This window comes from Streptomyces sp. NPDC030143, assembly GCF_055573695.1.
The window spans coordinates 76,921-91,063 of record NZ_JBVIAY010000003.1 but is presented as its reverse complement, the minus strand read 5'-3'; the positions used below and the strand labels follow the sequence as shown (position 1 = coordinate 91,063).

At 75.7% G+C, this 14,143-nt stretch carries 12 protein-coding genes; 3 read left to right on the top strand and 9 right to left on the bottom strand.

What is annotated here, in order from left to right; translation table 11 throughout:
* Positions 1 to 71: 71 nt before the first annotated feature.
* From ACZ4YY_RS06605 to ACZ4YY_RS06590, 4 genes are all read right to left on the bottom strand, one after another.
* Entirely contained in the window at positions 72 to 1,790 is a 1,719-nt protein-coding gene (locus tag ACZ4YY_RS06605; RefSeq protein ID WP_468284517.1) for a VMAP-C domain-containing protein, read from the bottom strand.
* On the bottom strand, positions 1,787 to 2,131 hold the full coding sequence (locus ACZ4YY_RS06600; RefSeq protein ID WP_468284515.1) for a CU044_2847 family protein: 345 nt from the start codon (positions 2,129 to 2,131) through the stop codon (positions 1,787 to 1,789). The genes ACZ4YY_RS06605 and ACZ4YY_RS06600 overlap by 4 nt, the downstream gene beginning before the upstream one ends.
* Positions 2,132 to 2,257: 126 nt before the next feature.
* Positions 2,258 to 3,601 (bottom strand): carboxyl transferase domain-containing protein, encoded by a 1,344-nt coding sequence (locus ACZ4YY_RS06595; protein WP_468284514.1) that lies wholly within the window; start codon positions 3,599 to 3,601, stop codon positions 2,258 to 2,260.
* Positions 3,598 to 5,046, bottom strand: a complete 1,449-nt coding sequence (locus ACZ4YY_RS06590) for an acyl-CoA synthetase (RefSeq protein WP_468284512.1) — start codon at positions 5,044 to 5,046, stop codon at positions 3,598 to 3,600. Before ACZ4YY_RS06590 ends, ACZ4YY_RS06595 begins: the two co-directional genes overlap by 4 nt.
* A gap of 598 nt (positions 5,047 to 5,644) precedes the next feature.
* On the opposite strand from ACZ4YY_RS06590, the gene ACZ4YY_RS06585 reads away from it, so the two are divergent.
* Positions 5,645 to 6,517, top strand: a complete 873-nt coding sequence (locus ACZ4YY_RS06585) for an ATP-grasp domain-containing protein (protein WP_468284510.1) — start codon at positions 5,645 to 5,647, stop codon at positions 6,515 to 6,517.
* A gap of 35 nt (positions 6,518 to 6,552) precedes the next feature.
* Here the strand turns inward: ACZ4YY_RS06585 and ACZ4YY_RS06580 are convergent, their stop codons facing one another.
* Entirely contained in the window at positions 6,553 to 7,155 is a 603-nt protein-coding gene (locus ACZ4YY_RS06580) for a hypothetical protein (protein ID WP_468284508.1), read from the bottom strand.
* A 218-nt stretch (positions 7,156 to 7,373) separates the two neighbouring features.
* Between ACZ4YY_RS06580 and ACZ4YY_RS06575 the strand changes: the two genes are divergently transcribed.
* Together ACZ4YY_RS06575 and ACZ4YY_RS06570 are read left to right on the top strand one after the other, a co-directional pair.
* Positions 7,374 to 8,147 (top strand): IclR family transcriptional regulator, encoded by a 774-nt coding sequence (locus tag ACZ4YY_RS06575; RefSeq protein ID WP_468284507.1) that lies wholly within the window; start codon positions 7,374 to 7,376, stop codon positions 8,145 to 8,147.
* Positions 8,144 to 9,019, top strand: coding sequence for an SMP-30/gluconolactonase/LRE family protein (locus ACZ4YY_RS06570; protein WP_468284505.1), 876 nt, complete (start codon positions 8,144 to 8,146; stop codon positions 9,017 to 9,019). The genes ACZ4YY_RS06575 and ACZ4YY_RS06570 overlap by 4 nt, the downstream gene beginning before the upstream one ends.
* A gap of 584 nt (positions 9,020 to 9,603) precedes the next feature.
* Here the strand turns inward: ACZ4YY_RS06570 and ACZ4YY_RS06565 are convergent.
* Genes ACZ4YY_RS06565 through ACZ4YY_RS06550 form a run of 4 tightly spaced genes read right to left on the bottom strand, consistent with a single transcriptional unit; the run spans position 9,604 to position 13,970 of the window.
* A complete protein-coding gene (locus tag ACZ4YY_RS06565; protein ID WP_468284503.1) occupies positions 9,604 to 11,013 on the bottom strand; it encodes an FAD-dependent oxidoreductase in 1,410 nt (469 codons plus the stop codon).
* Positions 11,014 to 11,044: 31 nt separating this feature from the next.
* Positions 11,045 to 12,220 carry an MAB_1171c family putative transporter gene (locus ACZ4YY_RS06560; RefSeq protein WP_468284501.1) on the bottom strand — a complete coding sequence of 392 codons (1,176 nt, stop codon included), beginning with the start codon at positions 12,218 to 12,220 and terminating at the stop codon, positions 11,045 to 11,047.
* Complete coding sequence (locus ACZ4YY_RS06555; protein ID WP_468284499.1) at positions 12,217 to 13,461, bottom strand: MAB_1171c family putative transporter; 1,245 nt, start codon at positions 13,459 to 13,461, stop codon at positions 12,217 to 12,219. The genes ACZ4YY_RS06560 and ACZ4YY_RS06555 overlap by 4 nt, the downstream gene beginning before the upstream one ends.
* Positions 13,458 to 13,970, bottom strand: coding sequence for a toxin (locus tag ACZ4YY_RS06550; protein ID WP_468284497.1), 513 nt, complete (start codon positions 13,968 to 13,970; stop codon positions 13,458 to 13,460). The genes ACZ4YY_RS06555 and ACZ4YY_RS06550 overlap by 4 nt, the downstream gene beginning before the upstream one ends.
* Between the last annotated feature and the right edge of the window lie 173 nt (positions 13,971 to 14,143).

Genomic DNA, 14,143 nt, shown 5'->3' with positions numbered 1-14,143 from the left:
CGGTCTCCGTTCTGCGGACTCGGCGTCAGGGGGCGGACGAGGGCCCCGCCCGGGCGGCGCGGGGGGCGCGCTCAGCCCACGGGGGAGCGGACGTGCGCACCCGCCCCCGCGTGCGGGTCGGTGAAGACCCGCGGGTCGTCCCACAACAGCTGGATGTCGCGCGCCCAGTGGTCGTCCTCCGCCTCTGCCTCCTCCCGCAACGCCAGGACACGGCGCGGGAGTTCGGCGGGCGGGACGCCGGACACGCACGCGTCGAGCTCGTCGAGGAACGACTTGCCCGCACACCCGTCACCGCCCGCGCACGCCTCCTCGTGCGGCCCGCTGTCGCAGCCGCCGCGCGACCAGACGACCAGCGGGGCGGGCGCGGTGAGCGAGGTGTCGAAGTGGGGGCGGGTGCGGGGCGCGGCGGGCGCGGTGGCGAAACCGGCGAGGCAGGCGTCGGGCTTGCGCAACCGCACCCGCAGCCGGGCGGGGTCCTCGACACCGCCGCACTCGACACGCTGCACCCGCGCCCCCGGCAGCCCGTCCAGCCGCTTCCACACACGGGTCAGCAGATGGCGGGTGCTGGCCTTGCGGCGCGCCTGGTCGGTGACGACCACCGGGTACACACAGCCCAGCGGGGTGTGGTCGTCGGGTGCGCTCGCCCAGCGGTCGACGGGCAGGTCGATCCAGTCGCGGGGCAGCGCGAACGCGATCAACTCGTCGGAACCGGGCGTCAGACAGCCGAAGGCGGCCTCGATCCGGTCCTGCACATAGGCGTGCAGCCGGGCCCGCGGAACGGTGTCGGAGCCGACCGGGTGCCGCCGGCCGCCGCTGTACGCGGACACCTCCACCCGGACCTGCCCGTCGCCGGCGCCGCTGTGCTGGAGGTCCACGAGGATGGGCGCCCAGTCGGGCACGGCGGACGGCTCGGCGGGCGGCCGGAGCAGCGCCTCCACGTGCGCGGTGAAACGGGCGACGGCGGCGGGCGCGTCCTCGCCGTCGATCTCGCTCAGCACGAACAGGGCGGCCGAGCGCAGCGAGTCGAAGCCCTCGTCGGGCGGCTCCGGCCCGAACGGTCCGGCGGCGTCCCGCACGAGCTGTTCGAGCCGTACGGCGTCGCAGTCCACGCCGCCGCGGACGGCCCGTTCGACCAGTTCGCGCAGCCGGGCGCGGTCGGCGGTGCGGTGGTCGGAGGTGGGCACGAGCGTCAGGAGACCGGGCCAGTAGCGGGCCATGACCTCGGTGGGCATCATCCGCCCGTTGCGCACTCCGTCCGCACCGCCGTCCGCCGTGACCATGCCGACGACCTCGCCGGTGTCGACGAGGGTGACGGCGGCGCCGCTGAAGCCGGGCGCCAGCGAGCGCCCGTCGGGCTGCCAGGCCTCCAGCTGGATCCACTCCCCGCTGATCAACTGGGGCGCGGTGACGCGGCATTCGGCGAGCGTGCCCTCGTCGAAGCCGAACGGGAAGCCGTAGGCCACGAGTTTGCGGGGGCGTCCGCCGCGCGGCGGGTGCGCGGCGCCGACGGGCGCGAGCGCGGCCGGCGTGATCCCGACCTCCTCGGCCAGTTCCAGGACGGCGAGGTCGCCGAGGTCGGTGGCGCGGCCGCCCCAGCCGCCCTCGACGACGACCCGGGCCGGCACGGGAGCGGTGCCGGGGCGCTCGGTGAAGCTGACCGCCAACGTGCCGGCCGGGCTCTCGTGCACGACGTGCGCGCAGGTCAGGACGGTACGCGGGGTGACGAGGAAACCCGCTCCGACGACCTGTCCGGCGCACTCGATCCGGGCGTGCCACTCGGCGCTCTTCATGAGGCGGTGCCGGCCTCCCCACCGGGGGACGGCGACCACGTGAGCCGCACCACCAGGTGCCCCTCCGCCGTCCCCTTGGCGATCACGGCACCCGTCTCGGCGCCGAGCTTCACGCCGAACTCGATCTCCACGCCGTCGGGCCGCAGCGTGCCGTCCCGGAAGACGCGGAGCGCGGACTCCGCCGCCGAGCGCACACCGTCCAGGGCGCCCTCGAAGGTGCGGGCCGCCTGAACGGTGCCGTCGCCACGGGCCACCAGCCGGGACCCGGGCCGCTGCTCCTCGACGGCCTCGACGGACACCACGGCCCCGTCGACCGTCGTGAACTCCACCACTCCTGCCATGGCGCCCCCGTACCCCTCTGCGGCTCTGTGCGCCCCCATTGTTACGGACGGTGCTCGGGGTTGTCGTGTGATCTCCGCCGGCCGGCCGCCGGGCCGATCAAAACCCGCCACGGGCCGTGGGCGCCGTCAGGGACCGTCGTCCGTCCGGACCACCCCCAGCTCCGCCAAGTCCTGGGGACGGATGCGGAGTTGATCCGCCGTCGCCTCCACCTGAGCCGGGGGGCGCTTGAGGATCGCGGCGGCCGACTCCGGAGCGATGACGGAGAAGTAGCTGTCGGGGGTGGCCCAGGTGCGGCCCGGTGCGGCCAGGGCCAGCGCGCCGCCCGAGCCGCCCTCGCCGACGACCAGCGTGGTGAGGGGCGTCCGGGCGGTGGCGACCGCGCCGAACAGCTCCGCGATCGCCGCGCCCGCCCCCTGCCGTTCCGCCTCGGCGTCGTTGGCGGCGCCCGGGGTGTCCACCAGGGTCAGCACCGGGATGCCGAGCCGGTCCGCGAGCCGGATCAGCCGGGTCGCCGTGCGGTACCCGGCGGGCCGGGTCGCCGTCCCGGTCTGCGCGGCGAAGGCGACCGTACGGCCCCCGTGTTCGCCGAAGCCGCACAGCATGCCGTCCGGGTCGGCACCGCCGCAGCGGTCACCGACGACGGCCAGCCGGCGGGTGAAGTAGGCGTCCAGGTAGCGTGCGGCGCGCGGCCGTTCCGGGGAGCGGGCGCGTCGGACGGCGTCCCAGCCGGAGGCCGGCAGGTCCGTCGCCCCGAGTGGCGCGGGCACCGGCGCCGGCGCCCGCGACGGCCGGGTCAGCAGCCGCAGCCACAGCCCCAGCGTCGCCCGCAGCTCCCGCGGACGCACGACCGCGTCCGCCGAACCCGCCGCCACCTGCGCCTCCGCCGTGTACGCGGCCGGGTCGGCGTCCGGCGGCCGCACCCGCGACCCGGCGAAGCCGACCTGGGCGCCCGGCAGCGCGAGGACCACGTCGGCGCCCGCGCCAAGCGTGGCCCAGCCGCCGCCCGTCGTGGGGTCGCGCAGGACGGCGATCTGCGCCAGCCCCGCCTCCCGGGTGAGTGCCGACTGCCGTGCCACCCGCTGGAGCTGGGTGAGGGCGAGCATCCCCTCCTGCATCCGGCTGCCACCGGTGGCCACCAACGGCACCACGGGCAGCCGGTGGGCACGGGCGTACCCGTACGCCGCCTCCAGCCGGTCCCCGGTCCGCTCGCCCAGCGAACCCCCCAGGAAGCCGAACTCGAACGCGATCAGCACGGCCCGGGTGCCCTCGACGCGCGCGGTGCCGCAGACGACCGACTCGGCCTCCCCGGTCCGCTCGGCCGCACGGGCGCGCGAGGCGCCGTACCCCGGCCAGCCCAGCGGCCCGTCCGGCGCCGACTCCGGGTCCACGTGCGCGAGTTCGGTGAAGGTCGACGGGTCGCAGACGAGGGCGAGGACCTCCCGCGCCCCGCTGCGCACGGGCCCGCTCACGAGGTCAGCGCCCGCTTCATGATCTTCCCCATGTCGTTGCGGGGCAGCGCGTCGAGGTAACGCACCACACGGGGCCGCTTGTGCGGGGCGAGCCGCCGCGCCACGTGCTCGGCCAACGCGCCCCCGTCGGGAGGCGAGGCGGGATCGGCCGGCACCACCCACGCCACGATCCGCTCCCCGAGGTCGGCGTCCGCCTCCCCGGTGACGGCGGCCTCCCGCACCCCCGGATGCTCCAGCAGCGCGTTCTCGATCTCACCCGCGCCGATCTTGTAGCCGCCGCTCTTGATCAGGTCGGTCGCCCTGCGCCCCACGATCCGCACGTACCCGTCCGGGTCGCGCACCGCCATGTCGCCGGTGCGGAACCAGCCGTCGGCGGTGAAGGCCGCCGCCGTCGCCTCCGGCCGGTTCAGGTACTCGGTGAACAGGTTCGCCCCGCGCACCTGGATCTCGCCCACCGTCTCCCCGTCGTACGACGCCACCGGCGACCCGTCGTCCTCCACGAGCCGCAGCTCCACCCCGGGCAGCGGCACGCCCACCGTGCCCGCGCGGGCCTCCCCGTCGGCGCGGACGCTGGTGTTCATCAGCGTCTCCGTCATGCCGTACCGCTCGATCACCCGCCGTCCGGTCGCCGCCGTGATCCGCTCGTGGTCGTGCACCGGCAGCGCGGCCGACCCCGACACCAGCAGCCGTGCCCCGGCCAGCGCCTCGACCAGCTCGGGTTCGGCGGGCAGCGCCTCTGCGACGCGGTGGTACATCGTCGGCACCCCGAACAGCATGGTCGCCCCGGAGTTCAGCTCGCGCGCCACGCCCTCGGTGGAGAACCGGCCCAGGTGCCGTACGGCCCCGCCGCGCCGCAGCGGGCCCAGCACGCCCAGCACCAGTCCGTGCACATGGAACAGGGGCAGTGCGTGCACCAGGACGTCCTCGCCGGTCCACTGCCAGGCGTCGGCGAGCGCGTCCAGGGTCGCGGCGATCGCCCGGCGCGGCAGGACGGCCCCCTTGGGCGGGCCGGTCGTGCCGGAGGTGTACACGACCAGGGCGGGATCCTCGTCGGAGGCGTGCGGGCCGGGCTTCGGGCCGCCGGCGCGCGCTTCCACGTCGACGTCGACGCGCGGCAGCCCGCCCACGGCCGGCGGCAGTTCCTCGCCCGGCGCGGTGAGGACCAGGGCGGGCGCGCTGTCGGACAGGATGTGCCCGAGCTCCTTCTCGCCCGACTTCGGGTTGAGCGGCACGGCCGCCGCCCCGGCGCGCAGCACCCCGACGACGGCGACGGCGGTCTCCAGCGACGGCGTCGCCCACACGGCGACCCGGCGGGCCCCCGCCAGCCGTTCACCGACGGCGTCGGCCGCCGCCGCCAGTTCGGCGTAGGTCAGGGACCGGTCACCGAAGCGCAGGGCCGCCTGCTCACCCGGGTCGCCCGTCAGGGCAGGGAAGAGGGAGGTCACACGGGTCTCCTTGGATGCGGTGGCACGGACACGACCCTTCCTACCCCAGGGGGAGCGCGATCGGGCAGGCCGCCGGCCGATCGCCGTCACGCCGACGGCGAGTGCCGCCGGGTTGAAGGCGGTCGCCTCCACCAGGTCGCCCCCACACAGCTGACGTCGTCCGGCCCGCCCGCGTCGTTCGCGGCGGCGGCCAGGTCGCGCACGGCCGTCTCCGGATCCCGTCTGTCGGGCGCCTGCCGTATCGGCCAGGTCGCGCACGGCCGTTTCAGGATCCCGTCTGTCGGGCGCCTGCCGTATCGGCCAGGTCGCGCACCGCCGTCTCCGGCTCCCGTCCGTCGGACGGCAGCCGCCGAGTCCGCTCCTGCGGGACGCCCGCCGGCGCAGCGTCCGGGCAGAGCGGGGACCGGTCGCCCGGCCGGGGAGGCGCGGAGCCGGACCGGCGTCGGCGACGAGGCCGCCGGCGACGGCGACGCCCGGCGCGGAGCCACTTCCGTCGTCGACGCCGGGGCTTCACCGACCGTGAAGGCCCGTTGCCACGGCCGAGAGGCCGCCGGATAGGTTGCGCAGACCGCACAACCGTCCGAGGAGGTCACCCGTCGTGCCCCGCATCGCCCTCGTCACGTACGACCCCGGAGCCGAGCCGAACCACGACCGGGATCTGCCGGTGCTGGTGCAGGCCCTGCGGGAGGCGGGCGCGCAGGCCGTCGCCGTGGCCTGGGACGACCCCTCGGCCGACTGGGCCGCCTTCGACCTGGCCGTCGTCCGGTCCACCTGGGACTACAGCTGGCGGGCCGCGGAGTTCCTCGCCTGGGTGCGGAAGGCGGGGGCGGTCACGCGGCTCGCGAACCCCGTCGACGTCCTGCGCTGGAACACCGACAAGCGCTACCTCGGGGACCTCGCCGACGCCGGCGTGCCGGTCGTGCCGACCCGCTATGTCGCGCCCGGCGACCCCGCGAGCCTTCCCGACGACCACGAGTACGTCGTCAAGCCGACCACCGGCGCGGGCGCCCGCTTCGCCGCCCGCTACACGCCCGACGACCACGACACCGCCGTTCGGCATCTCGCGCGGATGCACGAGGAGGGGCTGACCGCGATGGTGCAGCCGTACGTCGCCGGCATCGACGTCAGCGGTGAGCGGGCGGTGCAGTTCTTCGGCGGCCGGCTCCTGCACGCCAGCCGCAAGCGCGCGGTCCTCGCCCCGGGCACGGCCTACGACGCCGACAAGGTCGCCCACCCCGACCTGGAGCGCTGGACGCCGACCCCGGCGGAACTCGACCTCGCCGAGCGTGCCCTGGCCGCCGTACCGGGAGCGCCCGATCTGCTGTACGCGCGCGTGGACCTGGTGGACGGGGAGGACGGCGAGCCGCGCCTGATGGAACTGGAACTGGTCGAACCGAACCTGTTCCTGTGGCTGCACCCCGGCTCGGTGACGGGCGTGGTCGAAGCGGTCGTGCGGGCTGCCGGGGGCTGACGTCGGGGTGGTCGTGCGGGCCGCGCGGGTGGGCATCAGCGGTCGGCGGTCGCCACCCGTTGCAGCAGGCCCCAGGTGAACTCGGCGGCCACCTCGTGCCGCACGCCGTCCGTGTCCGGAGCCGTGAAGGCGAGACCCCAGCGGGTGGGGGCGGTGCCCTGGAGGGGGCGGGCCGGGGCGAAGGCGCGGGCGGCCTCGTCGACCGTGCAGGACCAGGGGACGAGGTCCTCGACGGTCCGCAGTGCGGGGCCCTCGGCGCCCGGGGCGCGGACCAGCCACTCGTTCCAGACCGCGCCCCCGTCGCCGACCATGACCTCGAAGCGCAGGTCGGGCCAGAGGGGGAGCGGCCAGAGCCAGGCCTCGCAGTCCAGCTCGCCCACGCGGCGCGGGGTCCGCGCCTCGGGCTCGCCGAGGACCGAGCGATGCCGGGCGAGGGCACCCCGCCCGCGGGGTGCACGGACCATCGCCTGCCAGCGCCGGTTGGCCTCCCGCATGTCGGCGGGGGAGGCGCCCAGTGTGCGACGGGCCTCGTCGACCAGGTCCGGGTTGTGGTCGGCCATGCGACGCAGCAGGACCAGTTGGAAGTCGTAGGGGGTGAACGGGCCGGCGGGGCGCTTCTCGGACGGCATGCGCTCCATGGTCGCCCACCGCTGGGGCGGGGGCGCGGTCCGCCGGGACCGTCCGCGCGCATGACGCCCATGGTCCGCCTCCGCGCGCAGGACGCTCTTTGTCGCCTCCTTACACATCACGCCCATTGCCCGGCGCGTCGCTCTGTGTCAGCCTGTGTTCGTCATGCCGATCGCCTGTTGAAATATCGAACACAGGCACCTGAGACGATCAAGGGAGGGGGCCGGTCGTGGGACGACTCGTACCTGCCGTGACCCGGGCTCTCGACATTCTCGAGCTCTTCCTCGACGGGGACGGCACGCTCTCCGCCCCCGACATCGTGCGCAGGCTCCAGCTGCCGCGCACCACCGTGCACGAGCTGGTGACCACGCTCGCCGCCCGGTCCTACATCGTTGCCGTCCCCGGTCAGCCCGGACGCTACCGCCTCGGCGTACGGCCGTACCAGCTCGGCAGCCGCTACGCCGAGCATCTCGACCTGGCCGCCGAGGGCCAGCAGGTCGCCCGGACCGTCGCCGAGACCTGCGACGAGACGGTGCACGTGGCCATCCTGGAGGGCACGGACGTCATCTACATCGCCAAGGTCGACTCCACGCACGCGGTCCGCATGGTGTCCGCCGCCGGCCGCCGGCTGCCCGCCCACTGCACCTCCGTCGGCAAGATGCTGCTGGCTTCCCTGCCCGATGCGGAGCTGACCGCGCGGATCCCCGAAGACGCGGACCTCGTCCGGATGACCCCGAACAGCATCACCGAACCGTCCGCCCTGCGCCAGGCCCTGGCGGAGATCCGGGAGCGTGGCGTAGCGGTCGAGAACCGCGAGTCCAATCCGGACGTCAGTTGTGTGGCGGCCCCGGTCCGCGACCGCACGGGGCAGGTCGTCGCCGCCCTGTCCATCTCGGTACCCATGATCCGCTGGAGCGACGAGCGTCGCGCCGAGCTGGAGCAGCTCGCCGCGAAGGGCGCGGCCGAGCTGTCCGAGCTGCTGGGCTACCGGAGCGTGGCATGACGGCAGGCTTCACGACGACTACCTCGTACGAGGTGGCCGTCCGCGCCGAGGCGACGCTGGGGGAGGGGCCCACCTGGGACCCGGCCGGCGGCCGGCTCCTCTGGCTCGACATCCTGGGCTCCCGGCTGCACGGCTACGACCCCTCCACCGGACGGCGCACGGTCCGGGTCACCGACCAGCACGTGGGCGCCGCCAAGCCCCGGGCGGGCGGCGGGCTGGTGCTGAACCTGCGCGACGGGGTGGGGCTGCTGGACGCGGACGGCGAGGGGTTCCGCTGGCTCCACCACGAGCCCGTGCCCGGCCGCCGCGCCAACGACGCCGCCGTCGCACCCGACGGCTCCCTGTGGGCCGGCACCATGCGCTACGACGAGGCGCCGGGCGGCGGGACGCTCTCCCGCCTCACCGGGGAGGGCTCCGTCGAGGTCGTCCTGGACGACGTGGCGGTGAGCAACGGGACGGGCTGGAGCCCGGACGGCCGGCTCATGTACTACATCGACTCCCCGACACGCCGTGTCGACGTCTTCGACCACGCGCCGGAGTCGGGCGCGATCGCCGGGCGGCGTCCCTTCGTGGAGATCGAGGAGGGTGCGGGGTTCCCGGACGGTCTGACCGTCGACGCCGACGGGTGTGTGTGGGTGGCGCTGTGGGACGGCGGAGCGGTGCGGCGGTACACCCCCGAGGGGGTGCTGGACCGGGTGATCGAGCTTCCCACTCCCCGGGTCACGGCCTGCGCGTTCGGCGGGGCAGGGCTGCGGGACCTGTACGTCACGACGGCCCGGGTGGGCCTGGCGGCCCCGCATCCGGTGGCGGGCTCCCTGCTGGTGGTCCCCGACGCGGGCCAGGGCGTCCCCCAGCCGGCGTTCGCGGGCTGAGGGGGCGGGGGCCCGCGGCAACCGGGCCACACGGCCGTCTAGGAGAAGCTGCGACGGAAGGCCCGCTCGGCAGAAAGGGAGCCCGGCTCGCGGCGCCCGGCTCGCGGCGCCCGGCTCGTGGCGTCCGGCACGCGGCTCGCCGCGTCGCCGAGGGGCCGGGTGGCTCCGCTACGAGGAGCTTCCGGCGCCTTGCGATCGCACGCACCGGACGCCGCCGGCTGACCGGCCGTGGGCGGTCGTGCCGCTGAGGCGGCACGGGTGGGCGCAGCGGCACCCGGCGGCGCCGCGCCCCGCGCCCCACCCGCCTCAGCCGCGCCCCGGCCCACCCGTCGGCCGGCCCGTCGGGCGAGGGCCGCGCCCCCAACCCGCCCGTCGGGCGAGGCCCGCGGCCCCGGCCCGCGCCCCCGGCCCACCCCTTGAGCGAGGCCCGCTCCTCCGACCGGCCGCGGCCCGGGCCCACCCGTCGGCCCGCCCTGCGAGGGAAGAAGCCTCATCCGACCGGCCGCGCCCTCGGGCCCGCCCGTCGGGCGAAGACCGCTACCGACCGGACGCGGCCTCGGGCCCGCCCGTCGGGCGAAGGCCGCTCAGCCGACCCCCACCGTCCGGTCCAGGTCTCGCAGGACCTTCCGTTCCTCCGCCGTCAGCGGCGGGCCCGCAGCCGCGGGAAGGGGCGGTCCGCTCAGCGTGGCCAGAATCGCCGAGGGCCGCAGCAGACGCGTCGGCCCCGCCGTGAGACTCGTGACGTCCCAGACCGCCGACGCCGCCCCGTACGACGCCGTCGCCGTCCGGATCATCCGGCGCGTGTACCGGGTGACCAGCCGGTCCGCGAGCCCGGGCGCCCCGCCCCGGGTCTCGGGGAACCACACGTCCTGGCTGACCGCCATCGTCCAGGCCGCCTCGACCGACCGAGCGGCCCCCCGCTGCACCCGTCGGGCGAGCCCCTCCGCCCCGGGCCCGCCCGCGCGCAGCTCCCGGCTCAGCACCTGCGCGCCGAGCGCCGCCACCGACATCCCCTGCCCGTAGGCCGGGTTGAACGTGGCCAGCGCGTCCCCGAGGACGACGAACCGTTCCGGCCAGCGCCGGGTCCGCTCCAGGTACCGCCGGTGGTTGCTGGTGCTGCGGCTGACGTGGACGTCGGTGAGCGGCTCGGCGCCCGAGATCAGCCGGCCCACGATCGGGTCGGGCAGGTCGAGGGTGTACCGCAGGAAACCGTCCGGGTCGGACGGCGGCTCGCCGCCGCCGCGCGTGCCGGCGAGGCTCACCATCCAGCGGCCGTCCTCGATGGGCAGGACCATGCCGCTGCGGCCCGGCCGGGACTGGTAGGGGTTGGCCTGCACGATCGTCAGCGGGAAGTCCTCCGCGCCCGCGGGTGTGCGGTAGACGCGGGTGGCGTTGACCAGACCCGCGTCGATCGTCTTCTCGCGGACGTCCGACACCCCGAGCTCCGCGAGCCAGTGGACGACCCGTGAGCCGCGCCCGCCCGCGTCGACCACGAAGTCCGCGGCGAGTTCCTCCTCCCCGCCCTCGGCCGGTGCCACCCGTACCCCCTCGACCCGCCCCGCCCCGCCCGTCAGGCCGAGCACCCGGCCCTGGCGGACCTTCACCCCCGTGTGCGCCAGCACCGCGTCCCGCACCGCCCAGTCCAGCAGCGCCCGGCTGCAGGTCATCATGTGCGGGCCCGCGTGGCGGAAGCGCCGGAACCAGCCCTCGGGGGTGAGGGCGAGCATCCCCGAGCTGATCGATATCTCCCGGGCGCCGGCCGCGAGCAGATGCGCCCGCATGCCCACGCCGGGCACCAGGTCCTCCATCGCGGCGAGACCGCCGGCCATGAGGAGATGGGCGTGGCGCCCCTGGGGCAGCCCCCTGCGGTGCTCCGGCCCGTCGGGCAACTCGTCGCGCTCCAGGACGACCACTTCGTCCACGACGGTGGACAAGGCCGCCGCGGCCAGCATGCCGGCCAGACCGGCACCGATGACGACAGCTCTACGCGACATGGGGCTCCTCGTACTCGGCCATGGAAAGCCTTCAGCCATGAAAGGCCTTCACCGTACCTTCACGCTGCGTGTCCGGGGCGGGAGTTCGGGCCAAGGCCTGCGCCAACTCCACCAGCCCTCCGGTCCCGGACACCTGCGTGGCGTGCAGCCGGTACGTGCTCGGTGTCTCGAAAGGTGCCTCGCCCGCGGCGGCCCGCCGTGCCGCCGCGTCGAGCATGGCGGCCTCCGCCGCGACCCGTGCCCGGTGCGCGGGGCAGCCCTCGGCGAGCGCCGCCGCGAGCGCCCGCTCCCGGACCCGGTCGTCGAAGTACGGGGCGAGTGCGAGCAGCGCGTCGTGGATGGCGACCTCACGCCAGTGCAGCCGTTCCTCGGGCAGCCGCCACCAGGACAGGGGCGGCTTGGGCGCCACCGACGCGAACCGGACCCGCGACCACAGCGGGGCGAGCCTGCGGTGGTCGCGCAGTCCCCGCCCGTGCGCCACGGCCGCCGGCAGCAGCCTCGGCAGCACGAACCCGGCGGAACACATCAGCGCGCCGAGCGAGGCCAGCGGCGGGGCGACGGTCGTGGACAGGAAGTCCAGGTCGTGTCCCGCCCAACGGGCCACGACGGCCGTGTACTTGGTGAACTGGAAGCCGACCAGGTCCAGCAGCGCACCGGCGAGGATGAGCCGCAGACCGGTCCTGAGCAACCCGGTGACCTCCCGCGCCCACTTCAGGCACACCGTCGACATGGCCACCATCGCCGCGCTGTGCCCGAGCAGGTAGAGCACGATCATCTCGCGCATGTACGGCGTGTTCGCGTAGTACGTGTCGAGGTCGGTGAGCCGCTCGGTGTGGGCGTCGGCGAGCGCGAACAGCACCACGACGGCCACGATCAGCGGCCCGTACGCGGCGATGCTGCGCAGCACCAGCCGCCGTACCCGCTCGCGCGGCCCGCCCCGCCAGTGCGCCAGCAGGATCAGCAGCGAGCAGCTGTACGCGGTGAGCATGCCGTACGTCAGCGGCGCGCCGAAGTTGGGTACGCCGGTGAGCTCGTTGACGGCGGCCAGCGTCACCGGCGCCGAGCAGCAGAAGACGAGCGCGCCGAGCGTGATGGCCGCGCAGGTGGAGACGGTCAGCGGGTTGCGCAGGGCGGTGCGCGGCCGGCGCAGCAGCACGGCGGCGGACAGCGCGAGGACGGCGCCGGCCAGGTACACGACGAGACTCATGCGCGCGGACTCCGTTCGGCCGTCACCGCGTCGGCGGCGGGCAGGTCGACCGGCGCCGCGTCCGCCCCCACCGGCACGGAGAGCGCCCGCCCCGCGCGGACCGCGGCGTCGCGGACGCGCGGCGAGCGGGCGAGGGCGTCGGCGACGCGGACGAGGGCCTCCGGGTCGGCCGTCCGGTCCGGGAGCCGGCCGCCCCCGGCCGGCGGCGCGCCGTCCTCGGCGGCCTCCCGCCGGACGGCCGCCACGACGACCGCCGCCCACGCCGTGCCGGCGGCCCGCCGCGCATCCCCCGTCTCCGCCAGCTCGGCGCGCAGCACGGCGTCGAACAGCTCCGGGTCGACGTAGGCGTCGAGGTGGGTGAGCGCGTTGTGGATGGTGGTGCGGCGCCACACCAGCAGCGTCGCGGGCGAGGCCCAGCGCGGGCGGGGCAGCCGCAGCCGGCGGCGGGTGAGGACGTCGTCCAGCTCGCGCTCCAGCGGCGCCAGCCGGACGTAGGCGCGCCAGGTGTGCCGGTACTCGGTCAGCCGGGGACCGGCGAGCGGGATCAGGATGCCGACGACCGTCGTCAGCGCGCCCAGTCCGGCCGCCGCCGGGGCGACGTCCGTCACCAGCACCGGCCAGTCGCGGCCGCACCAGCGGGCGGTCATGGCGACGAGCTTGGCCACGCCGTAGGCGACCCCGCACAGGGTGCCCAGGCCCAGGGTGGTCAGTCCGGCCCGCAGCCAGCCGTCCACCCGGCGGGCCCAGCGCAGGGCCGACACCGTGGAGACGCCCGTGGCGGCGAGGTACCCGGCCAGGTAGAGGAGGATCATCTCGCGGGCGAACGGCGTGCTCGCGTAGTAGGTGTCGAAGTCGGTGCGGCGCTCCACCGGTGTCTCGCCCAGCACGAACATCGTCGCGATGCCGAGGACGACGCAGGCGTACGCGAGGCCCCACCGCCGTGCCGTGCGGGAGACCCGCTCCCCGCCCCGCCAGTGGACGATCAGCACCTGCGAGGCCGCGCCGTACACGGTGATCGCCACGTACGTCAGGGGCGCGGCGAGGTTGGGCACGCCGCTGAGGTGGTTGACCGCGCCGACCGTGGGCGGGGCGCCGAGGAGGAAGCAGAGGCCGGCCAGGCCCAGCACCGCGCACAGGGCGAGCAGGTAGGGGTCGCGGCGGTGCCGCAGCAGGTCGGGGGCCTTGACCACCAGGCCGAGTCCGAGGACGCCGGCGCTGACGTAGTGGGGCAGACCGCTCATCTGCGGATCCCGCGGTAGTTGAGCGCGGCGCCGATGCGTCCGGCGAGGTCCTGGGTGTCGTCGCCCCGGTCCGCGTACACGGAGCCGGCGGAGGCCTCCAGCCAGGTGCGCAGCCGACGGCCCATCAGCATGCCGAAGCGGTCGGCCTCCTGCTCGTCGGTAAGGGTGAAGTCGGTGCGGGCGGCGACGGCCCGGCCGTCGGGCGGTGGGCCGGCGTGCGCCTGCCGCTGGTGCATGTGCCACACCTCGTGGCAGAAGATCACGATCTGGTGCCACACGGCGGCCCGCTGGTCGATCACGACGTCGTCGTGCGTGTCGCGCTCCAGCCAGAGCCCGCTGGCGGTGTGCGGCGGGAACACCGCCCGGTGGACCACGATCTCGCGGCCCCGCCACCGGGCGGCCGCCTCGACGACCGCGTCGAACAGGACCTCGGGATCCGCGGGGACCGGCACCCGGATGGGGGCGATGAGAGTGTCGGCGAGGCGACGCATCTCCCTGTTCGTACGCACGGTTCTCCCCGTGGCTGCGCGGGTGTTCGATCCGTGCAATATGCCAAGACCTCCGTCGCCTCAGCTACCTTTCGCCCGCCGCACCGGAGGGGGCCGCCGGGTGGGAATCGGGTGTAACGGGCGAACGGGCGGTGCGACCGGAGAGGAGGTGGCCGAAAAGCCCCGGCCCCGCG